This window comes from Achromobacter sp. ACM01 (assembly GCF_014851745.1).
GTDB lineage: Bacteria > Pseudomonadota > Gammaproteobacteria > Burkholderiales > Burkholderiaceae_B > Achromobacter > Achromobacter aegrifaciens.
Window position 1 is genome coordinate 441,662 of the sequence record NZ_JACVAF010000003.1, and the last position, 21,898, is coordinate 463,559.

Annotated in this window: 22 protein-coding genes; 15 read left to right on the forward strand and 7 right to left on the reverse strand. The window is 65.2% G+C overall.

From position 1 onward, the window contains the following. Positions 1-4: 4 nt before the first annotated feature. The 3 genes from sdhD to IB268_RS16805 form a co-directional block, all read right to left on the reverse strand. Complete coding sequence (gene sdhD, locus IB268_RS16795; protein ID WP_013392308.1) at positions 5-388, reverse strand: succinate dehydrogenase, hydrophobic membrane anchor protein; 384 nt, start codon at positions 386-388, stop codon at positions 5-7. Continuing rightward, entirely contained in the window at positions 388-801 is a 414-nt protein-coding gene (gene sdhC / locus IB268_RS16800) for a succinate dehydrogenase, cytochrome b556 subunit (RefSeq protein ID WP_013392307.1), read from the reverse strand. Before sdhC ends, sdhD begins: the two co-directional genes overlap by 1 nt. Positions 802-922: 121 nt before the next feature. After that, entirely contained in the window at positions 923-1,702 is a 780-nt protein-coding gene (locus tag IB268_RS16805) for a GntR family transcriptional regulator (RefSeq protein WP_042792450.1), read from the reverse strand. Between the two features lie 367 nt (positions 1,703-2,069). Here IB268_RS16805 and IB268_RS16810 point away from each other — a divergent pair, with 367 nt between their 5' ends. From IB268_RS16810 to IB268_RS16875, 14 genes are all read left to right on the forward strand, one after another. Further along, positions 2,070-3,059: a malate dehydrogenase gene (locus tag IB268_RS16810; protein ID WP_013392305.1), complete on the forward strand. Its 990-nt coding sequence runs from the start codon at positions 2,070-2,072 to the stop codon at positions 3,057-3,059. Positions 3,060-3,311: 252 nt separating this feature from the next. Beyond that, on the forward strand, positions 3,312-4,202 hold the full coding sequence (prpB, locus tag IB268_RS16815; RefSeq protein ID WP_054450739.1) for a methylisocitrate lyase: 891 nt from the start codon (positions 3,312-3,314) through the stop codon (positions 4,200-4,202). Positions 4,203-4,297: 95 nt separating this feature from the next. Next, positions 4,298-5,491 carry a 2-methylcitrate synthase gene (prpC, locus tag IB268_RS16820; RefSeq protein ID WP_042792448.1) on the forward strand — a complete coding sequence of 398 codons (1,194 nt, stop codon included), beginning with the start codon at positions 4,298-4,300 and terminating at the stop codon, positions 5,489-5,491. 70 nt (positions 5,492-5,561) lie between these two features. Then, complete coding sequence (locus tag IB268_RS16825; protein ID WP_192354547.1) at positions 5,562-7,013, forward strand: bifunctional 2-methylcitrate dehydratase/aconitate hydratase; 1,452 nt, start codon at positions 5,562-5,564, stop codon at positions 7,011-7,013. A gap of 99 nt (positions 7,014-7,112) precedes the next feature. Beyond that, positions 7,113-7,541 (forward strand): CopD family protein, encoded by a 429-nt coding sequence (locus tag IB268_RS16830; RefSeq protein ID WP_175163653.1) that lies wholly within the window; start codon positions 7,113-7,115, stop codon positions 7,539-7,541. Between the two features lie 33 nt (positions 7,542-7,574). Then, the gene (locus IB268_RS16835) at positions 7,575-9,311 is read left to right on the forward strand and encodes a class I SAM-dependent RNA methyltransferase (RefSeq protein ID WP_192354548.1); all 1,737 of its coding nucleotides are present in this window, start codon (positions 7,575-7,577) and stop codon (positions 9,309-9,311) included. A 246-nt stretch (positions 9,312-9,557) separates the two neighbouring features. After that, positions 9,558-9,746, forward strand: a complete 189-nt coding sequence (locus IB268_RS16840; RefSeq protein ID WP_006389355.1) for a hypothetical protein — start codon at positions 9,558-9,560, stop codon at positions 9,744-9,746. Positions 9,747-9,875: 129 nt separating this feature from the next. After that, on the forward strand, positions 9,876-10,394 hold the full coding sequence (locus tag IB268_RS16845) for an RDD family protein (RefSeq protein WP_054450734.1): 519 nt from the start codon (positions 9,876-9,878) through the stop codon (positions 10,392-10,394). A gap of 147 nt (positions 10,395-10,541) precedes the next feature. Further along, the gene (locus IB268_RS16850; RefSeq protein ID WP_054450732.1) at positions 10,542-11,450 is read left to right on the forward strand and encodes a DUF2167 domain-containing protein; all 909 of its coding nucleotides are present in this window, start codon (positions 10,542-10,544) and stop codon (positions 11,448-11,450) included. Positions 11,451-11,595: 145 nt separating this feature from the next. Continuing rightward, positions 11,596-12,468, forward strand: a complete 873-nt coding sequence (locus IB268_RS16855; RefSeq protein ID WP_119450948.1) for a UDP-2,3-diacylglucosamine diphosphatase — start codon at positions 11,596-11,598, stop codon at positions 12,466-12,468. Positions 12,469-12,595: 127 nt separating this feature from the next. After that, the gene (locus IB268_RS16860; protein ID WP_192354549.1) at positions 12,596-14,290 is read left to right on the forward strand and encodes an acyl-CoA synthetase; all 1,695 of its coding nucleotides are present in this window, start codon (positions 12,596-12,598) and stop codon (positions 14,288-14,290) included. Between the two features lie 22 nt (positions 14,291-14,312). After that, complete coding sequence (locus IB268_RS16865) at positions 14,313-14,834, forward strand: gamma carbonic anhydrase family protein (RefSeq protein WP_054450727.1); 522 nt, start codon at positions 14,313-14,315, stop codon at positions 14,832-14,834. A 73-nt stretch (positions 14,835-14,907) separates the two neighbouring features. Next, positions 14,908-15,837, forward strand: coding sequence for an Hsp33 family molecular chaperone HslO (gene hslO / locus IB268_RS16870; protein WP_054450725.1), 930 nt, complete (start codon positions 14,908-14,910; stop codon positions 15,835-15,837). A 91-nt stretch (positions 15,838-15,928) separates the two neighbouring features. Then, entirely contained in the window at positions 15,929-16,663 is a 735-nt protein-coding gene (locus tag IB268_RS16875; protein WP_225591407.1) for a pilus assembly protein, read from the forward strand. A 36-nt stretch (positions 16,664-16,699) separates the two neighbouring features. Here IB268_RS16875 and ftsB read toward each other — a convergent pair whose 3' ends face one another. From ftsB to IB268_RS16895, 4 genes are all read right to left on the reverse strand, one after another. Next, positions 16,700-17,113 carry a cell division protein FtsB gene (gene ftsB, locus IB268_RS16880; protein WP_054450721.1) on the reverse strand — a complete coding sequence of 138 codons (414 nt, stop codon included), beginning with the start codon at positions 17,111-17,113 and terminating at the stop codon, positions 16,700-16,702. Between the two features lie 68 nt (positions 17,114-17,181). Further along, entirely contained in the window at positions 17,182-18,468 is a 1,287-nt protein-coding gene (gene eno, locus IB268_RS16885) for a phosphopyruvate hydratase (RefSeq protein WP_054450719.1), read from the reverse strand. 4 nt (positions 18,469-18,472) lie between these two features. Then, positions 18,473-18,757 (reverse strand): DUF1330 domain-containing protein, encoded by a 285-nt coding sequence (locus IB268_RS16890; protein ID WP_013392289.1) that lies wholly within the window; start codon positions 18,755-18,757, stop codon positions 18,473-18,475. 203 nt (positions 18,758-18,960) lie between these two features. Further along, positions 18,961-20,613 carry a CTP synthase gene (locus tag IB268_RS16895; protein ID WP_054450715.1) on the reverse strand — a complete coding sequence of 551 codons (1,653 nt, stop codon included), beginning with the start codon at positions 20,611-20,613 and terminating at the stop codon, positions 18,961-18,963. Between the two features lie 268 nt (positions 20,614-20,881). On the opposite strand from IB268_RS16895, the gene IB268_RS16900 reads away from it, so the two are divergent. Then, positions 20,882-21,835 (forward strand): hypothetical protein, encoded by a 954-nt coding sequence (locus IB268_RS16900; RefSeq protein ID WP_225590355.1) that lies wholly within the window; start codon positions 20,882-20,884, stop codon positions 21,833-21,835. The last annotated feature ends 63 nt before the right edge of the window (positions 21,836-21,898 follow it).

Here is a 21,898-nt window from a genome sequence, read left to right on the forward strand (position 1 = left end):
CGGCTTAAATGCTCCAGAGGATTTGCGCGAAGTAAACGACCGAACCGACCAGCCAGAGGATCGTCAGCACTTGCAGCAGCAGGCGCACGCCCACCGACTTGACGTAGTCCATCCAGATGTCGCGCACACCAATCCAGGCATGCCAGGCCAGCGCAATGAATGCAAGGGTGGCCAGGATCTGGCCAACCGGAAGAACGCCCACGTAGAAGTTGAACAGCGCGGTCCAGTGCTCGTACGTGAAGGCCGGCATCATCAGGATGCCGATGAGCAGCACCAGCGTATACACGGCCATGATGACGGCGGTGATGCGCTGGATGATGAAATCCATGACGCCGTAATGGGCGCCCACGACCAGACGCTTGGGTCCGTAGTTTTTGACGTCGGCCATTACAGCACTCCGAACAGTTTGAGAGCGAACACCAGGGTCAGCGCCAGGCTCACCCCGAAAACCACGCCGGCGCTCTTCTTGGCCGACAGCTTGTCGATACCGATGTGCAGGTCCAGCAGCAGGTAGCGGATGCCGGCACAGAAGTGGTGCAGATAGCCCCAGATCAGGACCAGGAAGACAAGCTTGACGATCGGGTTGCCGGCGTACGCGGCCACGGCTGCGAACGTCTGCGGTGCGGCCACGCTGGCCGCGAACAGCGGCAGAATGACCAAGGGAAGACAGAGGAACAGCAGCGCACCGCTGACGCGGTGCAGGATGGACAGCTTGCCGGCCAGGGGCAGGCGGTAGCTGGCGAGTTGCGCAATACCAATATTGCGAAACTGCGGACGTGGCTTGGCAGCGGTGTCGGACATGACGGCCTCGGTGTTTCGGAACTAGGGAATCGTTACGGCGGAAATGCCGTAGCCCTTGCGGGCAAACACGGTATTTTCGCCCAGAGATAGGGTCGGTATCAAATCGTAGGTAAAAAACTCATCAATTCAGACTATTGCGGTAGTGGTATCGATCGGTCAAGTACAACCCCCGGCGGATTTCCATGGGGCGGTCACCATACGTATAAGACACCCTATCAACCTGCAACAACGGCGTCCCGGCGGGAACATTAAGCAGCGGACAGACCTCGGCCGGCGCGATCACCGCGCGCAGCTTTTCGTCCGCGCGCACCATGCTCACGCCGAATTCGGATTCGAACAGACCGTAGAGCGGCGCCTTGTTGGCGGTCAACAGCTCCAGGGTCAGTCCACGGAAAATGGAACCGGGCAGCCAGATGTCGTCCACGACGGTGGGCGTCTGCCCCATGGACAGCAGGCGGCGGATCATGACGACGGTTTCGCCAGCACGCAGGTCCAGGGCGCGCGCGATCTCGGCGGGCGCCCGCAGGCGCCGGCATTCCAGGATGCGGCTTTCGGCCCGGCCGGCCTCGCCTTCGTCATCGGCGGCCAGGCGCAGGAAGCGGTAGCGCACGCGCGCTTCGTGGTGGGTGGCGACGAAAGTGCCCTTGCCCTGGCGGCGCAGCAGCATGTGCTCGGCAGCGAGCTCATCGACCGCCTTGCGCACCGTGCCCTGGCTTACCTGGAAACGGGCAGCCAGATCGATTTCGCTGGGGATGAGTTCGCCGGGCTTCCATTCGCCGCGTTCCAGGCTCTGGACAAGCAGATCCTTGATTTGCCGGTAGAGCGGACTGAAAGCGGCCCCCTCGCCCGCCGTGCGGGCGGCGCGAATGCGTAAGGAGGTTTCGGGCCGGGGCTCTGCCATGGATCTTTTTGATTGAGTCATGTTTATCCGGGGAAATGGGAGGGCGGCGCAAGGCAGCGAACCCATCCGCAATGCGCTGCTGCCGCCAGTGTTCTGGCTTGATACAGGCGCGCAACCGAAACCGGGTTGCGGCGCATTCGAATAAACGCGCTATTGTGGCATATCGGCCGGGCGGCTGTCCAACGTCTTATGTCTTATATAAGATAGAAGAGCAATTGACGGACACGTAAATTCGATCTAGGATTCAACGCTGTCCGGGCCCCGCGCCTGCCGCTGCGCACGCCGTTGCACACGCGTTGATTTTCACGCCCAACGATTACACTGCTTGGTGAGATTTTTTCTCGCCAAACCATTACGGAGAACGTCCATGTCCAAGCCTGCCTTGCGTGTCGCCGTCACCGGCGCCGCCGGCCAAATCGGTTACGCACTGCTATTCCGCATCGCCTCCGGCGAAATGCTGGGTAAAGATCAACCCGTCATCCTGCAACTGCTGGAAATCCCCGACGAGAAAGCGCAAAAGGCCCTGAAGGGCGTCATCATGGAACTGGATGACTGCGCCTTCCCGCTGCTGCAAGAAGTCACCGCCCACAGCGACCCGCGCACCGCCTTCAAGGACGCCGACGTGGCCCTGCTGGTTGGCGCCCGCCCGCGCGGCCCCGGCATGGAACGCAAGGACCTGCTGTCGGTCAATGCCCAGATCTTCACGGCTCAGGGCAAGGCCCTGAACGACGTCGCCAGCCGCAACGTCAAGGTCCTGGTCGTCGGCAACCCGGCCAACACCAACGCCTACATCGCCATGAAGTCGGCGCCGGACCTGCCCGCCAAGAACTTCACCGCCATGCTGCGCCTGGACCACAACCGCGCCCTGTCGCAACTGGCTGCCAAGTCCGGCAAGGCCGTCGCCGACATCGAAAAGCTGGTCGTGTGGGGCAACCACTCGCCCACGATGTACCCCGACTACCGCTTCGCCACCGTCGGCGGCGAATCGCTGTCCAAGCTGATCAACGACGACGCCTGGAACCGCGACACGTTCATCCCCACCGTGGGCAAGCGCGGCGCCGCCATCATCGAAGCCCGCGGCCTGTCCTCGGCCGCTTCGGCTGCCAACGCCGCCATCGACCACGTCCGTGACTGGGTCCTGGGTAGCAACGGCAAGTGGGTCACGATGGGCATCCCGTCGGACGGCTCCTACGGCATCCCCGAAGGCATCATCTACGGCGTGCCGGTCACGACCGAAAACGGCGAATACAAACGCATCGAAGGCCTGGAAATCGACGCCTTCTCGCGCGAGCGCCTGGACTTCACGCTGAAAGAGCTCCTCGAAGAGCGCGACGGCGTCAAGGACCTGCTGAAGTAAGCAGCGCATGAGTAAAGAATTGGGCCCGTTTGCGCGGGCCCAATTCCTAGGCAAGACCGAAACATAAACCTGTCCCTTTGCCCCTGCGCAAAGGAATGTCGCGAAGGGGACAGATTTATTTTCCGGGCCCGCTGTAAGGTCAGGAACCAGGACGGGACGCATCCCGGCCTGGCCTGCAACGCGCCAGTCCGCAGTCCAGTCGTTTCATCCGGGGCCCACGAAAACACCCGGTCCAAATTACGGAGACCACCCATGTCCAGACCCGAATCCGCCGGCGCCCTCTTTCGCCGCGCGCTTGCCGAAGAAAGCCCCCTGCAGATCATCGGCGCCATCAACGCCAATCACGCGCTGTTGGCCAAGCGCGCCGGCTACCGCGCCATCTACCTGTCCGGCGGCGGCGTCGCGGCTGGTTCGCTGGGCCTGCCCGACCTGGGCATCAACACCATGGACGACGTCCTGACGGACGTGCGCCGCATCACCGACGTCTGCGACGTGCCCCTGGTGGTCGACATCGATACCGGCTTCGGCCCGTCGGCGTTCAACATCGCCCGCAGCGTCAAGAGCCTGATCAAGTTCGGCGCCGCCGCCTGCCACATCGAAGACCAGGTCGGCGCCAAGCGCTGCGGCCATCGCCCCGGCAAGGAAATCGTCTCGACCGAAGAAATGGCCGACCGCGTCAAGGCCGCGGCCGACGCCCGCACCGATACGGACTTCTACCTGATCGCCCGCACCGACGCGATTGCCTCCCATGGCGTGGACGCCGCCATCGAGCGCGCGCTGGCCTGCGTGGAAGCGGGCGCCGACGCGATCTTCGCCGAAGCCGCCTACGACCTGCCTACCTACGACCGCTTCGTCAAGGCGGTCAAGGTGCCGGTGCTGGCCAACATCACCGAATTCGGCAAGACGCCGCTGTTCTCGGTGGAAGAACTGAAGAGCGTGGGCGTGGGCATGGTGCTCTACCCGCTGTCGGCCTTCCGCGCCATGAACAAGGCAGCCGAAGCGGTCTACACCGCCATCCGCCGCGATGGCCACCAGAAGAACGTGGTGGACCTGATGCAGACGCGCGAGGAACTGTACGACCGCATCGGTTACCACGAATTCGAATCGAAGCTGGACGCGCTGTTCCAGAAGGGCAAGGCCTAAGCCAGCCCACGGTTTCCGGCGTCGCGGCAGCCGCCCGGCGCCTTGCATGCCCACCCCCAATAGCAACGACCATCGCGAAAGGAAGGAGTAGAGACATGAGCACGGCTCCCAAGAAGCAAGTGGCCAAGACGGACGCCCAGCCGGAAGAAAAAGCCGGCTTCAAGCCCAAGAAGTCGGTTGCGCTGTCCGGCGTCGTCGCCGGCAACACCGCACTGTGCACGGTCGGCCGCAGCGGCAACGACCTGCACTACCGCGGCTACGACATCCTGGACATCGCCGACGCCAGCGAGTTCGAGGAAATCGCCCACTTGCTCGTCCACGGCAAGCTGCCGAACAAGGCCGAACTGAAGGCCTACAAGGAAAAGCTGCGCAGCCTGCGCGGCCTGCCCGCCCAACTGCAAGCCGCACTGGAAGCCCTGCCCGCCGCCAGCCACCCGATGGACGTGATGCGCACCGCCGTGTCCGTGCTGGGCTGCGTGCTGCCTGAAAAAGACGACCACAACACCCCGGGCGCGCGCGACATCGCCGACCGCCTGATGGCCAACCTGGGCTCGGCGCTGCTGTACTGGTACCACTACAGCCACAACGGCCGCATCATCGACGTGCAGACGGACGACGACAGCATCGGCGGCCACTTCCTGCACCTGCTGCACGGCGAAAAGCCCAGCGACGAGTGGGTCAAGGCCATGCACATCTCGCTGAACCTGTACGCCGAACACGAGTTCAACGCGTCCACGTTCACGGCCCGCGTCATCGCCGGCACCGGCTCGGACATGTTCTCCGCCATCTCGGGCGCCATCGGCGCGCTGCGCGGCCCCAAGCACGGCGGCGCCAACGAAGTGGCCTTCGACGTGCAGAAGCGCTATGAAACCCCGGACGAGGCCGAGGCCGACATCCGCCGCCGCGTCGAAGCCAAGGAAGTTATCATCGGCTTTGGCCACCCCGTCTATACCGTGTCCGACCCGCGCAACAAGGTCATCAAGGAAGTGGCCAAGAAACTGTCCAAGAAGGCCGGCAGCACCAAGATGTTCGACATCGCCGAACGCTTGGAAACGGTCATGTGGGACATCAAGAAGATGTTCCCCAACCTGGACTGGTTCTCGGCCGTCAGCTATCACATGATGGGAGTCCCCACCGCCATGTTCACGCCGCTGTTCGTCATCGCGCGCACGGCGGGCTGGTCGGCCCACATCATCGAGCAGCGCATCGACAACAAGATCATCCGCCCCACCGCCAATTACGTGGGCCCGGAAGACCAGAAGTTCGTGCCGCTGGAAAAGCGCAAGTAAGCCACGACACCAGGGCGCGGACGAGGGCACGGCATGGCCACCTGTATTCATTCCATGGAGAGGTACCGCTATGTCTGCCCCGATCTCCAACGTCCGTCCCGATCCCGACCTGGTTCTGGTCGATATCGCCGACTACGTCCTGAAGTATGAAATCCAGAGCGGCCTGGCGTACGAAACGGCGCGCAACTGCCTGATCGACACGCTGGGCTGCGGCCTGGAAGCGCTGGAGTATCCAGCGTGCAGGAAACTGCTGGGGCCCATCGTCCCCGGCACGACCGTGCCCCACGGCGCCAAGGTGCCGGGCACGCAATTCCAGCTCGATCCCGTGCAGGCCGCCTTCAACATCGGCACGATGATCCGCTGGCTGGACTTCAACGACACCTGGCTGGCCGCCGAATGGGGCCACCCGTCCGACAACCTGGGCAGCATCCTGGCCACCGCCGACTGGCTGTCCCGCACGGCGGTCGCGGCCGGCAAACCGCCCCTGCTGATGCGCGACGTGCTGACCGGCATGATCAAGGCGCACGAGATCCAGGGCTGCATCGCACTGGAAAACTCCTTCAACAAGGTCGGCCTGGACCACGTCGTGCTGGTGAAAGTTGCCTCCACCGCCGTGGTGGCGCAGATGCTGGGCCTGAGCCGCGATGAAGTGATCAATGCGGTGTCGCTGGCCTGGGTCGATGGCCAGAGCCTGCGCACCTATCGCCACGCGCCCAATACCGGCAGCCGCAAGAGCTGGGCCGCGGGCGACGCCACCAGCCGCGCCGTGCGCCTGGCGCTGATCGCCCGGACCGGCGAAATGGGCTATCCGTCCGTGCTGACGGCCAAGACCTGGGGCTTTTACGACGTGCTGTTCAAAGGCCAGCCGTTCCGGTTCCAGCGCCCCTACGGCAGCTACGTGATGGAAAACGTGCTGTTCAAGATTTCGTTTCCAGCCGAATTCCATGCGCAGACCGCCGTCGAGTGCGCAATGGAACTCCACGCCCGGCTGCAGGCCGCCGGCAAGAACGCCGACGACATCGCGAAAATCACAATCCGCACGCACGAAGCCTGCATCCGCATCATCGACAAGAAGGGACCGCTGGCCAACCCGGCCGACCGGGACCACTGCATCCAGTACATGGTGGCGGTACCGACGCTGTTCGGCCGCCTGACCGCGGCCGACTACGAGGACACGGTGGCGCGGGATCCGCGCATCGACGCGCTGCGCGACAAGATTGTGTGCGTGGAAGACCCGGCCTATACCCGCGACTATCACGACCCCGACAAGCGTTCGATCGCCAATGCGCTGACGGTGGAATTCAAGGACGGCACGCGGCTGGACGAGATCGTCTGCGAGTACCCCATCGGCCACAAGCGCCGCCGCGCCGAAGGCATACCGCTGCTGGAAACCAAGTTCCGCACCAATCTGGCGCGCATGTTTCCAGCCCGCCAGCAAGACCGCATCCTGCAGGCCTCGCTGGACCAGAAGCGGCTGGAAGCCATGCCGGTCCACGAGTACGTCGACCTGTACGTGATCTGAGCCGCCTCCTCGCAAAGCCCTGCCCGCGGGGCTTTGCCTCTTGGCCTGAACGCGTAGTGGCGCAGCTTACAATGCGGCTTTCCTCGACTGGATCGCGCCATGGCCATGCTTTGGGTCAAGACCTTTCATATTGTCTTTATCGCTTCCTGGTTCGCCGGCCTGTTCTACCTGCCGCGCATATTCGTGAATCTGGCGCAGCAATCGGACCCCGCGGTCCAGACCACCCTGCTGGGCATGGCGCGCCGCCTGTACCGTTTCACCACCATCCTGGCCGTGGTCGCGGTGGTATTCGGCATGTGGCTCTATCTGGGTTATCGCATCGGCGTGGGCCCCGGCAACGGCTGGATGCACGCCAAGCTCTTTTTCGTCCTGCTCGTCATCGGCTACCATCACGCCTGTGGCCTGATGCTACGCAAATTCGAACAGGGCAAAAACACCCGTTCGCACAAGTTCTATCGCTGGTTCAACGAAGTTCCCGTCTTGCTGCTCTTGGTGGTGGTGGCGCTGGTCGTCGTCAAACCCTTCTGATACCCCTACCTCTGCACATTCGCCAGGATTTGTATGTCCTCTGATGAACAGGACCGCCCGCGCAAGACGCTGACGATCAAGAAAACGGCGCGCGACGCCTATGCCGAAGACGCCCCCAAGCGCACCCGCAGCGGCGCCCGCGCCCGTCTGGTCGCGCAACAGGAGCGCACCAAGGAAAGCATCGAACGCCAGAAAGATCCCGCCGCCTATCAGCGGCGCAAGGACGAGGAAGCCCGTGGCCCGCGCGGCGCCGGCCGCGGCCAGTCCGCGCGCGGCGCGTCGGACCGGGCGGCGCCGGGACGCGGCGCCTCGGACCGGGCGGCATCGGGGCGACCTGCTACGGACCGCAAGCGGGCCGACAGCCCGCGCCGCGAAACTGAATCCGGCGGCCGCTCCGGCCGCGCCCCGCAGCGCGCGCCGCGCCTGCGCGACGACCAGTACATCGCGCCGGCCACCCCGGCGGGACGCTTCTACGACCCGTTCGAGGACGACGGTCCGGCGCCGGAATATCAGGCTGAACCCGAGCACGAATCGGATTTTGTCGAAGCACGTAACCGGGACCAAGACCACCGCGAACCCGCCGTCGAGGTCCGCAGCCGCCGTCCGCGCGAAACCCGCCAGGCGGAAACATTTCCCATCTTCGCCCCCTGCCCGCAAGGACTGGAAGAGGCGCTGACGGCCGAAATGCAGGCGCTGGGCTTCGAGGACGCCCAGGCCGGCCGCGCTGGCTGCTCGTTCACGGCCGATTGGGCCGGCGTGCAGCGCGCCAACCTGTATTCGCGCCTGGCCACCCGTATCCTGGTGCAGGTCGCCCATGCCGAGATTTCGCACGAAGACGACATCCTGGACCTGGCCCGCGACACTCCCTGGGAGCGCTGGTTCGGCGCGGAGCAGACCCTGCGCGTGGATACCTCGGCCATCAAGAGCCCGGTGCAAAGCCTGCAGTACTGCAATTTGCGCGCCAAGGACGGCATCTGCGACCGCCTGCGCGAACTGGAAGGCGAACGCCCCAGCATCGACACCGTGCGTCCGGACGCCCGCGTGCACCTGTTCCTGACAGGGCATACCGCGACGCTGTACCTGGACACCTCGGGCGAGTCGCTGTTCAAGCGCGGCTGGCGCCTGGACAAGGGCGAGGCGCCGCTGCGCGAGAACCTGGCCGCAGGCATGCTGGCGTTGGCGGGCTGGGATCCGGCCGCCCCGCTGCTGGATCCGTTCTGCGGATCGGGCACCATCCTGATCGAGGCTGCCTGGATCGCCCTCGGCGTGCCCCCGGGCATCTCGCGCCCGTTCGGCTTCGAACGCCTGCGCGGACATGACGCCTACCGCTGGCGCGACCTGAAGGACGATGCCCGCGCGCGCATCCTGCCGCAACTGGACGCGCCGCTGGTCGGCTACGACCTGGACCCGCGCGCGATCGAATTCGCCCGCAACAACGCCGAACGCGCCTGGCTGACCGAAGACTCGATCCGCTTCGAGGTCGGCGATGCCCGCCACGTCACGGCGCCCGCCGACCACGGCTGGATCGTCACCAACCCGCCCTATGGCGAGCGCATGGGGACCGAACAGGACGCGGATCTGTGGCGCGACTGGGCCACCTGCCTGAAGCGCAATTTCGCGGGCTGGCAACTGCACGTCATCACCAGCGACCTCACCTTGCCCAACCAGATGCGCTTGAAGCCCAAGCGCCGCGTGCCGCTGCACAACGGTTCGCTGGACTGCCGCATGTTCGGTTTCGAGCTGGTCGCGGCCGGTTACCGCGACGCCTGAGCGCCCCTGCGCCCCGGGAGGTTCCGGCCCCCGGGCGCCCCCTTCCCCTTGAACAGCGCGTTGTAAAGGCGCCGCAACATGGCGCGCTTATCTTTGCTTATGGTTTTCCCCAGCACTGTTTGAGCGCATCATCGCACCAAGGTGTTGCCAATATGCACCAGGCACTTGCACAAGTTCAGGGTTAACCCCTATAATTCGGGTTATCCCTAGTAGCTAAACAAACAGTGCAAGCCCGTGGAGGCTATTGTGATCAACCCGAACAACACCATCCGCCTGACCGACGAACTCGAGCGCCAACTGATGCTCCAGGCTATCGAAGAACAATTCCGTCCGCACCCGATGCGGGCGTTGGCCGCCGGCCTGCGTAAGCTGGCCCACGGCATCCGTGCCCTGGCTGGCAAGACGAGCGCCAAGAACGCGCACTCCGCCGCCTGAGCAAGGCCCAGGCTTACGGCCTGAACAGTTTTCCCCTTGGGGGCTGCATAGCCCCTTTTAAGACCCGCCCTTACCGGTGGGTTTTTTTTTGCCTTGGAAGGCCTGGGCTTTGTCGGATAATAGCGACCCATGACGACCGACGCCCTCCTCGACCAGACCCCCAACCGGCTGCGCCGGTTCGCCTGCATGATGTACGAAGCCGTGCTGCTGTTTGGCGTGGTGTTCCTGGCTGGCTACCTGCTGGATACCCTGACCCAGAGCAAGAACGCGCTGGAATTGCGCGGCGCCCGGCAGGCCTGGCTGTTCGTCGCCATCGGAGCGTATTTCGTGCTGTGCTGGCGCCGCCGCGGCCAGACCCTGCCCATGAAAACCTGGAACATCCGCCTGGTCGACCGCGACGGCAACACCCCGTCCACGACCCGCCTGATGTTGCGCTACGTCCTGGTCTGGCCTCTGGTGCTGGCCGGCGCGGCGGTCGTGTGGGCGGCCGCCAGCGCCACCGGCTGGCCTTCGATGGACATGTTCATCGTCGCCGCGCCCTTCACCATCTTCGTCTGGTCCTGGTTCGATCCCGACGGCCAGTTCCTGCACGATCGCATCCTGGGCACGCGGCTGCGCAACGCGCCGCGCCACAAGAAGGCCCGCTAGCCTGCGCCGGCAGCGTCAGCCGACGCGCCGTATACATTCTGCGACAAACGGCAACATCGTGCGCCGAATTAGCTGTTTGCTTTCAGAAAGTTGAAAGTCGACCGCAAAGACAATGGGGCCCCTTTTTTCAGACGCCCTAGAACCATCATGCGCGCTTTCCTTTCCCGTGTTGCGCTGGCCGCCGCCAGCGCCCTGTTCCTGCTGCCCGCCGGCGCCCTGGCGCAGAACGCCGCCGCCCAACAGGAAATCGAAGCGGCCACCAAGGCCGCCTTCGCCGCTGCCCAGGAAGGGCCCGCCGACGTCAAACTGGGCGAGCAGGCGGTCGTGCATCTGCCCGAATCCATGTTCTTCGTGCCGCGCCTGCAGGCGGACCGGCTGATGGCGGCCTACGGCAACGGCAAAGATCCTTCCCTGCTGGGCGTGGTGATGCCCAAGAGCGACGATGACGATTGGGTCATCACCGTCAATTTCGACAAGGCCGGCTACATCAAGGACGACGACGCCAAGAACTGGAACGTCAACGAATTGCTGGACAGCCTGCGCGAAGGCACCGAGCAGTCCAACGAAGAGCGCAAGAAGCGTGGCTTCCCCGAACTGATCATGGACGGCTGGGTCGAGGCGCCGAAGTACGACAGCAACTCGCAGCGCCTGGTCTGGTCGGTCGCGGTCAAGCACAAGGGCGAAAGCGCCACCGAGAACCCCACCGTCAACTACAACACCTACGCGCTGGGCCGCGACGGCTACATCACGCTGGACCTGATCACGCAGAAGAGCATGGTGCCCAAGGACAAGACGGCCGTGCTGACCCTGCTGGACAACCTGAACTACGTCGAAGGCAAGCGCTACGCCGACTTCAACTCCTCGACCGACAAGGTGGCCGAGTACGGCCTGGCCGCCCTGGTGGCTGGCGTAGCGGCCAAAAAACTGGGCCTGTTCGCCGTGATCGCCGCCTTCCTGGCCAAGTTCGCCAAGGTCGGCCTGCTGGCCGCGGCCGCGCTGGGCGGCGGCATCTGGAAGCGCCTGCGGGCCAAGAAGGCCAACCCGCAGCAGCCCTGACCGCCGACTCCGGTCGCGGCCCCCCCCGAACCCATGAACCCGATGCACGGCGGTCCGCCGTGCATCGCAGAGCCTCGCCCGCCGTCACAACAGCGTCACGCAGCGTTCACGTTCCGGTCATCGCCGGATGGTTTCATTCCCAGGCATGAGCACAGCCCCTGGGAAAGCGACCGTGAACGAAATCCGCCCCGCGCACTGGCGCGCCCTCTGGATTTCCGATATTCACCTGGGCACCGCCGGGTGCAAGGCGGAATTCCTCCTCGACTTCCTGGACCACAACGATTCCGACACGCTCTACCTGGTGGGGGACATCGTCGACGGCTGGCAGCTGCGCAAGCACTGGCACTGGCCCCGGGCGCACAACGACGTCATCCAGCGCATCCTGCGCAAGGCGCGCAACGGTACCCGGGTCGTGTTCATCCCGGGCAACCATGACGAATTCGCGCGCGAGTTCGCTGGCTATGCCTTCGGCGACATCGAGATCCTGGACGAGGACGTGCACACCACCGCCAAGGGGCAGCGCCTGCTGGTGCTGCATGGCGACCAGTTCGACGGCGTGATCCAGCACAGCCGCTGGCTGGCCCACCTGGGCGACGGGCTCTACCAACTGGCGCTGTGGATCAACCATCATTTCAACCGGCTGCGCCACCGTCTGGGACTGCATTACTGGTCCCTGTCGCAATACCTGAAGCACAAGGTCAAGAACGCCGTGTCCTTCATCACGGACTTCGAAGAGGCGCTGGCGGGCGAAGCCCGGCGACGGGGCCTGGACGGCGTGGTCTGCGGCCATATCCACAAGGCCGAACTGCGCTACGTGGGCGAGATCCTCTACTGCAACGACGGCGACTGGGTGGAGAGCTTGTCCGCCCTGGCGGAGACGCACGACGGCCAGCTCCAGTTGCTGGACTGGGCCACTGTCATGGCGGATCGCGAAGCCGATCCCGCCGCCCGGCCGCCCCGCTCGCTGACGCTGCCGGCCCTGCCCTCCGCACTGCGCCGCCAAGGCAAACACCCGTGATAACCCGTATGCGTCCCCGTTACGCAACGGGGATGTTGCAGTTCACGGCCCTCTAGGTCATGCTTGCATCTGGGGCAACGGGCCAACTTGACCCGTTCACGCTGCAACATGCTCACAACATAGGGCCATGAACGACCAATATCAGGCGCTCTACCAAACATTCCGCTGGCTGGTACCCACCCAGTTCAACATCGCGGAAGCGTGCTGCCACCGCTGGGCATCCAGCAGTCCGGATGCGCGGCGCATTGCCATCTACTACGAAGATGAATCTGGCAACCGCGAGGTCTGGACCTATGCCCGCCTGGCGGAAGCGGCCAATCAGCTGGCCAACGGCCTGGTGAAAATGGGCGTTGGGCGCGGCGACCGCGTGGGTGTGGTGCTGGGGCAACGGCCCGAGACCGTGGTGGCCCATATGGCCATCTACAGCGTCGGCGCGGTAGTGCTGCCGCTGTCCGCCCTGTTCGGCCCCGAGGCCCTGGAAAGCCGCCTGCGCGACTCCGAAACCCGGGTCGCGATCGTGGATTACGCCTCCAGCGCCAACCTGCTGGCCGTAAGCGACAACTGTCCCAACCTGCAGCAGGTCATCGGCATCGGCTTCGCCGACGAACGCGTATTGCCCTGGCGCAGCCTGCTGGCGCGCCAACCCAGCGAATTCAAGATGGTCCAGACCCGTTCCTCGGATCCGGCCATCCTGCTCTATACCTCCGGCACCACCGGCGCCCCCAAGGGCGCGCTGCTGCCGCACAGCGTGTTGATCGGCAACCTGCCGGGCTTCGTGGCCTCGCAGGACTGGTTCCCCAAGCCCGCCGACGTGTTCTGGTCGCCGGCCGACTGGGCCTGGACCGGCGGCATGATGGACGCCCTTCTGCCCACCCTGTACTTCGGCCACCCCATCGTCGGCACGCGCGGCCGCTTCTCGGTCGAGCGCGCATTCGAGCTCCTGGAACGCTACCAGGTCACCAACACCTTCCTCTTCCCCACCGCGCTCAAGATGATGATGAAAGCGGTGCCGGAGCCGCGCGGCCGCTACCAGCTGGCCCTGCGTTCCATCATGAGCGCCGGCGAAAGCGTGGGCGAGACCGTCTTCGAATGGTGCCAATCGGCGCTGGGCGTAACGCCCAACGAAATGTTCGGCCAGACGGAAATGAACTACGTGGTGGGCAACAGCCAGAAGCGCTGGCCCGCCAAACCAGGCAGCATGGGCCGCCCCTACCCGGGCCATAACGTCGCGGTGCTGGACGAGGACGGCAAGCCGGTCGCGCCCGGCGCCACCGGCGAGATCGCCGTCAACCGGCTCGATATCCATGGCTACCCGGATCCCGTGATGTTCCTGGGCTACTGGCGCAATGAAACCGCCACCCAGGCCAAGTTCAAGGGCGACTGGTGCCTGACTGGCGACCTGGCCAAGATCGACGCCGACGGCTACCTCTGGTACGCAGGCCGCGCCGACGACGTATTCAAGTCCGCCGGCTACCGCATCGGGCCGGGCGAAATCGAAAGCTGCCTGATCGGGCATCCGGCCGTGGCCAACGCCGCCGTCGTGCCCAAGCCGGACGCCGAGCGCGGCGCCCTGGTCAAGGCCTACGTGGTGCTGACGCCGGAGTTCGCGCAGCGCGACCGCAACGACATCATCGAGAACCTGCAGGAACATGTGCGCGAGCGCCTGGCCCCGTATGAGTACCCCAAGGAGATCGAATTCGTCGACGAGCTGCCCATGACCACCACCGGTAAAATCCAGCGCCGCATCCTGCGCCTGCGCGAAGAAGAGCGCTCGCGGATGACCGCAGCCATTACAGACGCGCCGCACGCCCCCAAGGCGTGACGCCGCAACCGGAGACCTAGGCATGCCCATTTACCAGCTCGACGACCTGATTCCCCGCATCGACCCGGCGGCCTATGTGGCCGACAGCGCCGACATCATCGGCAACGTAACGCTGGAGGCAGGCGTCAGCATCTGGTCCAACGTGTCGATCCGCGGCGACAACGACGCCATCCTGATCAAGAGCGGCACCAATATCCAGGAAGGCAGCGTGCTGCACGTGGACGACGGCTGTCCCATGACCATCGGCCCCAACGTCACGGTAGGCCATCAGGCCATGCTGCACGGCTGTACCATCCATGAAGGCGCCCTCGTGGGCATGCAGGCCATCGTACTGAACAATGCCGTCATCGGCCGCAACTGCCTGATCGGCGCCGGCGCCATCATTCCGGAAGACCGCATCATTCCCGACAACTCCCTGGTCATCGGCATCGGCAAGATCGTCCGCGAGCTCTCGGACGAGGAAATCGCCAATCTGCACAAGAACACCGCCCATTACGTGGCGCGCGGCCAACACTACAAGACCGCGCTGAAACGGATCGGCTGAGCGCCCCGGGGCGGCGCTTCGACCCTGCTGGCGGCAGGGGGAATAGACGGGCCTGATCGGCTAACATTCCTCCATGACCGATCAGCTCAAGAAATACCTTACCGAAGACCGCAGCGTCCGCATCCAGGCCGTGCGCCTGGACGCGACCTGGAAGGCCGTGCAGGCCAATCACGACTACCCTCCCGCCATCACCCACCTGCTGGGCGAACTGGTGGCGGCGTCCACGCTGCTGGCCGCCAACATCAAGTTCGACGGCTCGCTGGTGCTGCAGATCCAGGGCGACGGCCCCATTGCCCTGCTGGTGGTGGAATGCCGCAACGACCTGAGCCTGCGCGCCACCGTCAAGATGCGCGAAGGCCACGACGTGCCCAGCGACGGCAACATGCAAAGCCTGCTGAACCCGGGCGGCAACGGCCGTTTCATCGTGGTGCTGGATCCGCAGCGCAAGCTGCCGGGCCAGCAGGCCTATCAGGGCATCGTGCCCCTGCAGGGCGACACCGTGGCCGAAGCCCTGCAGCACTACATGAAAGCCTCCGAACAGCTGGATACCCGGCTGTGGCTGGCGGCCGACGCCGACCATGCCACGGGCATGCTGATCCAGCGCCTGCCCTACCACGGCGGCTCGGACGCGCCCGCTCTTACCGAGCAGAACGCCGCCGAAACCTGGGACCGCGCCTGCGCCCTGGCCGGCACCATCAAGCGCGATGAACTGCTAGCCACCGACATCGACACGCTGATCCATCGCCTGTTCTGGGAAGAAACCCTGGTGGCGTTCGATCCGCTGGCGGTGCGCTGGCACTGCCCCTGCACCCGCGAACGCGTGGCCAGCATGCTGCGCACGCTGGGCCAGGAAGAGATCAACAGCATCCTGGCCGAACGCGGCCAGGTCGACGTGGCCTGCGACTTCTGCGGCAAACCGTATAAGTTCGACTCCGTCGACTGCGCCACCTTGTTCTCGTCCGGCGCAGCTCCGGCCGCGGACGAACCTCCCACGGTGCACTGATCCACACCGGCGGCCTGGCCGCCGGGACGTTTCGATCACGCCGGCTTATCCTCATCGACAGGCGGCCATGCCTGCGCCAGACTGCGCAGCCATGACCGCCTTTTTTCATGCACCCTCCTGCCGGCAACGCGGCGCCGCCGCCATCGAATTCGCGGTGGCGGGCGCCGTGGTGCTGCTGCTGGGCCTGCTGGCGATCGAAACGGCCCGCTGGCAGGGCGTGCGCCAGATGGCCTATCTGGCGCTGATGGAGGCGGGACGCGCCGGCGCCACCGGGCACGGCGATCCAGCGCGCATGCGCATGGCCTTTCTGCAGGCCCTGCTGCCGCGGTACGCCGATGCGCAAGGCCAGGCCGGCGCACGCCGCCGCCAGGAAGACGAGCAAGCCGAGCTGGCCGCCATTTCGGGTACCCACCCCTGGCGCATCGAAGTCCTGCTGCCCGACGAGCAATCGTTCCGCGAACACGCCCGCCCGGATCTCAAGGTGCCCGCCGCGTCAGGCCTGCGCGCCATCGACAACGGCTACCAGGACCTGCAGCATGCGCGCCGGCCGCCGCAGCCGGGCGGCCAGACCATATTCCAGGCCAACACCTTGAAGCTGCGGCTGACCTATCTGCACAAGCCGTTGCTGCCGCCCTTGCGGGCGCTGCTGGCCGCGCTGGGCTCCGATCGCGGCAGCTATGCCGGAAACGCGCAGACCCGGGGCCTGTTGCCCCTGCGCATGGAACTGGAAACGGAGATGCATTCGCACCCGGTGGATTGGGCGCGCAGGACGCCGCAACCCGCCGGCATCGTGTACGGAGAGTGCCGCAGCGTGCGCTGCGGTTGAACGGAACGGGGAATGAACAGGAACGGCAGCCGGCGCTCAGTGCCGGGCGTTGGCCTGATTGGCGGGCTTGGGAGGCGTAGCCGCAGGGCGGGCCGCCGGCGCGCTGGCGCGCGCGGGGGTGGCCGGCTTGGCCGCGGCGTCGGCAGCCAAAGAGGCGCCGCCAGCCGGGGCCGGGGTGTTCTGCGGCAGGATGTGCACGAACACCTCGCCGTCGCGCATCATGCCCAGTTCGCCGCGGGCGCGTTCCTCGATGGCGCCGGAGCCGCCTTCGAGGTCGCGCACTTCCGCTTCCAATGCGGCATTGCGCGCGCGCAGGCCTTCGTTGGTCTCGCGTTGCTCCGCCACCTGGCGTTGCAGATCCCAGACCTTGAACCACCCGCCCTTACCCAGCCACAGCGGGTATTGGATCAGGCCTAGCAGCACGAACAGCACCAGGAACAACAGGCGCATACGCGGGAACCCTCAGCAGTCGTGGCGTGGATGCGGCCCCGGGATTGCGCCTGGGGCCGCGCTTCTCATCAACGCAGGTTGTAAAAAGCTTCCAAGCCGGGATACGACGCGACTTCAGCCAGCTCTTCCTCGATGCGCAGGAGCTGGTTGTACTTGGCCATGCGGTCCGAACGCGACAGCGAACCCGTCTTGATCTGCATGGCGTTGGTCGCCACGGCGATATCGGCGATGGTGGAGTCTTCGGTTTCGCCCGAACGGTGCGACACGACGGCGGTGTAGCCTGCTCGCTTGGCCATTTCGATGGCGGCGAAGGTCTCGGTCAGGGTGCCGATCTGGTTGATCTTGATGAGGATCGAGTTGGCGACGCCCTTCTGGATGCCTTCGCGCAGGATCTTGGTGTTGGTGACGAACAGGTCGTCGCCCACCAGCTGCACCTTCTTGCCCAACTGGTCGGTCAGGAGCTTCCAGCCTTCCCAGTCGTTTTCGGCCATGCCGTCTTCGATCGAGATGATCGGGTACTTGTCGCACCAGGTGGCCAGCAGATTGGTGAATTCCTGCGAGGACAGCGAAATGCCGCCTTCGCCGGCCAGCGTGTACTTGCCGTCGCGATAGAACTCGGAGCTGGCGCAATCCAGGCCCAGGGCGATCTGCGTGCCCGGCTCGTAGCCGGCTTCGGTGATGGCCTTCAGGATCAGCTGGATGGCGGCTTCATGGCTGGCCACGTTGGGCGCGAAACCGCCCTCGTCGCCCACTGCCGTGGACATGCCCTGGCCGTGGATCAGCTTCTTGAGCATGTGGAAGACTTCGGCGCCCCAGCGCAGGGCTTCGCGGAAGCTGCCTGCGCCCACCGGCAGAATCATCAGTTCCTGCAGGTCCAGCGTGTTGTTGGCGTGCGCGCCGCCGTTGATGACGTTCATCATCGGCACGGGCATGCTCATGGGGCCGCTGCCGCCGAAATAGCGGTACAGGGACAGGCCCGATTCGTCGGCGGCGGCGCGGGCCACGGCCATGGAGGCGGCCAGGATCGCGTTGGCGCCCAGGCGTTCCTTGGATTCGGTGCCGTCCAGCTCGATCAGGGTGCGATCGACGAAGGTCTGTTCCTGGGCGTCCAGGCCCATCAGGGCTTCCGAGATTTCCGTATTCAGGTTCTCGACGGCGCGCAGCACGCCCTTGCCCAGATAACGGCTCTTGTCGCCGTCGCGCAGCTCGATGGCTTCGCGCGCGCCGGTGGACGCGCCCGACGGCACGGCCGCGCGGCCCATGGCGCCGGACTCCAGCAGCACATCGCATTCGACGGTGGGGTTGCCGCGCGAATCCAGAATCTCGCGGCCGATGATATCGACGATAGCACTCATGACTTTACATTCCCTGAACGATAAACATATTCATGACAGCCGCGCCTTCGCGGGCATTGCGGGCGCGGCGGTACTGCCAGGAGTCGTAGAAAGCCTGGGCCGCGGTCATGGAGGGGAATTCCATGACGACGGTACGGCCAGGCTCACGGCCCTCGAGGTGCCTGGAATCGCCGCCGCGCACCAGGATCTTCGCATCGTACGCGCGCATTGCGAGCGTGGACAGACGCTTGTAGTCCTCGTACTGCGCGGGCTTGGTCACTGAGACGTCGGCGATGAGGTAGGCACTCATGGGATTCCTTCAGAGCAGTTGCGTTGGTTTCGGTCTGACGCCGGATACGGCGACGCCGCCAGTGTCGCGCAAGGCGGCCGGGCGACGCATATCCGATGCTAATTGGTTGTATCCGAAAGAAGCGCCGCCGTATAGGGCGGCGCTGAGGCGGTGGCCCGCGGTCCCGAAGATCCGCTTACGGAACTCCAGACCGCAGACGCGCATTACGCCTCCTGACCGCGGCGAGCCTTCTGCTCGATGGCGGCGCGGATATAGCTGGCGAACAACGGGTGGCCGTCACGCGGGGTCGACGTGAACTCCGGGTGGAACTGCACGCCCACGAACCACGGGTGGTCGGGCAATTCCATCATTTCCGGCAGGTTCTCGGTCGGCGTGCGGGCGCTGATCACCATGCCGGCTTCTTCCAGGCGCGGCACGTAGACGTTGTTGACCTCGTAGCGATGGCGGTGACGCTCGTTCACTTCGTCGCCGTAGATCGACTGCGCGCGGGTGCCCGGCTTGATCGGCACGCGCTGCGCGCCCTTGCGCATGGTGCCGCCCAGGTCGGACGACTGGTTGCGCTTTTCGACCTTGCCTTCGCGGTCCATCCATTCGGTGATCAGGGCCACCACGGGGTGCGGCGCCGAGGGATCGAATTCCGTGCTGTTGGCGCCGCCCAGGCCGGCGACGTGGCGCGCGAACTCGATCACGGCCAGCTGCATGCCCAGGCAGATGCCCAGGTACGGCACGCCGTTTTCACGGGCGTAGCGGATCGCGGCAATCTTGCCTTCGGTGCCGCGCTTGCCGAAGCCGCCCGGAACCAGGATGGCGTCCAGGTGCTTGAGCTGGTCGGTGCCGCGGGTTTCGATGTCTTCGGAGTCGATGTACTCGATGTTGATCTTCGAGCGCGTGTGGATGCCGGCGTGGACCAGGGCTTCCGTCAGCGACTTGTACGACTCGGTCAGGTCGACGTACTTGCCGACCATGCCGATGGTGAGCTGGTGCTGCGGGTGCTCCAGCGCCTCGACCAGGTTGTCCCACATGGACAGGTCGGCCGGCGGCGGGGTCAGGCCCAGCGCTTCGCAGACGATGTTGTCCACGCCCTGCGCATGCAGCATCGCCGGGATCTTGTAGATCGAATCGGCGTCCCAGACGGAGATGACCGCGTCCAGGGGCACGTTGGAGAACATCGAGATCTTGGCGCGCTCGTCGTCCGGGATGCGGCGGTCGGCGCGGCACAGCAGCGCGTTCGGGTAGATGCCGATTTCGCGCAGCTTCTGCACCGAGTGCTGGGTCGGCTTGGTCTTGAGTTCGCCGGCCGACGCGATGAAGGGCACCAGCGTCAGGTGCACGAAGGCGGCGTTGTTGCGGCCCATGCGCAGGCTCATCTGGCGGGCGGCTTCCAGGAACGGCAGGGACTCGATGTCACCCACGGTGCCGCCGATCTCGACGATCGCGACGTCCGTGTTGCCGTTCCAGGCGGCTTCGGCGCCGCGGGCGATGAAGTCCTGGATTTCGTTGGTGATGTGCGGAATGACCTGGACGGTCTTGCCCAGGTAGTCGCCGCGGCGCTCCTTGCGGAGCACGGATTCGTAGATCTGGCCGGTGGTGAAGTTGTTCACCTTGTGCATGCGAGCCGAAATGAAACGCTCGTAGTGGCCAAGGTCCAGGTCGGTTTCGGCGCCGTCTTCCGTGACGAACACCTCGCCATGCTGGAACGGGCTCATGGTGCCCGGATCGACGTTGATGTACGGGTCGAGCTTCAGCATGGTGACTTGCAGGCCACGCGACTCGAGGATGGCGGCGAGCGACGCAGCGGCGATGCCTTTGCCCAGGGAAGACACCACACCGCCGGTGACAAATACGTATTTGGTCATCGTAATGAGCACCCGGGACGAGCGGGCGCGTGCGGGAAATTTGGATTATAGCCGGGAGGCGGAGCTTATTTGGGTTTTCCCCTAGCTCCGGGGCGTAACATTTGGCAGCACTCGAATCGCCGAAAGGGGCATCGCCTTGTGTGGCGCGGCGCAGCGCCGTGCTATGTTCGATCCCTATTTTTTTGCTTGCTGTTTTTTCTCAACACTCCCGCTTCCGCCGATGACCGATCCCGCCCGATCCTCCTACTCGCTCGCCTGGCGCCTTGCGTTGACCGCAGTTTTCCTGCGGCTTGCTTACTCGGCGCTGGTCCAGTCGTACAGCCTGCTGGCCCTGCCCCAGTTCGAGCAAATGCAGGAGATGTACACCCAGCCGCAGTTCCTGGCGCCGCTGCTGGTCCATATCGTCGCGGGCGCGGTGATCGCCGGATTGACCGCCTGGGGAGCCATGCGAGGCTGGCTGGCGCGCCATGACACCCAGGCGGTGACCGAGCCCCGCAAGCTGTTCGGCACCTTCATCGCGCTGTTTCTGCTTTACACCCTGGCCGTGGCGGCAGGCATCGCCTTCCTGCAGAACACGCTGATGCGCTTCGTCATGGACCACCGCGACGTGCTGCAGGAACGGCTCGGCTTCGGCATGATCGGGCAATTTCTGGCCCTGAACATCATCACCAAGCTCGTGACCATCGTGCTTGAGATCATCGGCATCTGCGTCATCGTGCGCATTGCCGCCTGGACCGTGCAGCCTGCGGGCCCGGCTGGCGGCCCCGCCTATGAACGGCGCCATGCCGCCTGGACTACCGCGCTGACCGTGCTGGTCTGGCAACTGACTGTTTCGATCTGGTTGGGCGGTTTCCTGCAGATGCAGGCTCAGGGCGCTGGCTGGACGGCGTACGCGCTGGGCTATCTGGTCCTGCCTGCGGCCCTGCTGGGGCTATGCACCCTGGTCTGCCTGAACATCCTGCCGCGCCCGATCGGCGCGGCCCGGTTCGGACGGGCCGTCGCCCACGGCACCATCGCCTTCTGGCTGGCGCAGGCGCTGGGCATAGGTTTGGGATTCCTGGCCGTCCGGGCGATGACCTGGGGACAACTGATGCGCGCGGCGGAGTCCCATGCGGCCGCCGGCCTGACGCTGCTGGCCTATGGCGCGCTGCTGGCCTTGGGCTGCCTGATCGGCAGGCTCGCACTGTATCCCCGCGCCAAGACGGCCACGCCGGCAAGCTGACCCGACTTCGCGCGAAGCAAAAGGCCGCGGGCATTGCGCCCGCGGCCTTTTTTCATGCACTCA

Excerpts from the sequence above, each read along its gene's own strand:
- sdhD (WP_013392308.1), bottom strand. The coding sequence starts at position 388 with ATGGCCGACGTCAAAAACTACGGACCCAAGCGTCTGGTCGTGGGCGCC.
- sdhC (WP_013392307.1), bottom strand. The coding sequence starts at position 801 with ATGTCCGACACCGCTGCCAAGCCACGTCCGCAGTTTCGCAATATTGGT.
- IB268_RS16805 (WP_042792450.1), bottom strand. The coding sequence starts at position 1,702 with ATGGCAGAGCCCCGGCCCGAAACCTCCTTACGCATTCGCGCCGCCCGC.
- IB268_RS16810 (WP_013392305.1), top strand. The coding sequence starts at position 2,070 with ATGTCCAAGCCTGCCTTGCGTGTCGCCGTCACCGGCGCCGCCGGCCAA.
- prpB (WP_054450739.1), top strand. The coding sequence starts at position 3,312 with ATGTCCAGACCCGAATCCGCCGGCGCCCTCTTTCGCCGCGCGCTTGCC.
- prpC (WP_042792448.1), top strand. The coding sequence starts at position 4,298 with ATGAGCACGGCTCCCAAGAAGCAAGTGGCCAAGACGGACGCCCAGCCG.
- IB268_RS16825 (WP_192354547.1), top strand. The coding sequence starts at position 5,562 with ATGTCTGCCCCGATCTCCAACGTCCGTCCCGATCCCGACCTGGTTCTG.
- IB268_RS16830 (WP_175163653.1), top strand. The coding sequence starts at position 7,113 with ATGGCCATGCTTTGGGTCAAGACCTTTCATATTGTCTTTATCGCTTCC.
- IB268_RS16835 (WP_192354548.1), top strand. The coding sequence starts at position 7,575 with ATGTCCTCTGATGAACAGGACCGCCCGCGCAAGACGCTGACGATCAAG.
- IB268_RS16845 (WP_054450734.1), top strand. The coding sequence starts at position 9,876 with ATGACGACCGACGCCCTCCTCGACCAGACCCCCAACCGGCTGCGCCGG.
- IB268_RS16850 (WP_054450732.1), top strand. The coding sequence starts at position 10,542 with ATGCGCGCTTTCCTTTCCCGTGTTGCGCTGGCCGCCGCCAGCGCCCTG.
- IB268_RS16855 (WP_119450948.1), top strand. The coding sequence starts at position 11,596 with ATGAGCACAGCCCCTGGGAAAGCGACCGTGAACGAAATCCGCCCCGCG.
- IB268_RS16860 (WP_192354549.1), top strand. The coding sequence starts at position 12,596 with ATGAACGACCAATATCAGGCGCTCTACCAAACATTCCGCTGGCTGGTA.
- IB268_RS16865 (WP_054450727.1), top strand. The coding sequence starts at position 14,313 with ATGCCCATTTACCAGCTCGACGACCTGATTCCCCGCATCGACCCGGCG.
- hslO (WP_054450725.1), top strand. The coding sequence starts at position 14,908 with ATGACCGATCAGCTCAAGAAATACCTTACCGAAGACCGCAGCGTCCGC.
- IB268_RS16875 (WP_225591407.1), top strand. The coding sequence starts at position 15,929 with ATGACCGCCTTTTTTCATGCACCCTCCTGCCGGCAACGCGGCGCCGCC.
- ftsB (WP_054450721.1), bottom strand. The coding sequence starts at position 17,113 with ATGCGCCTGTTGTTCCTGGTGCTGTTCGTGCTGCTAGGCCTGATCCAA.
- eno (WP_054450719.1), bottom strand. The coding sequence starts at position 18,468 with ATGAGTGCTATCGTCGATATCATCGGCCGCGAGATTCTGGATTCGCGC.
- IB268_RS16890 (WP_013392289.1), bottom strand. The coding sequence starts at position 18,757 with ATGAGTGCCTACCTCATCGCCGACGTCTCAGTGACCAAGCCCGCGCAG.
- IB268_RS16895 (WP_054450715.1), bottom strand. The coding sequence starts at position 20,613 with ATGACCAAATACGTATTTGTCACCGGCGGTGTGGTGTCTTCCCTGGGC.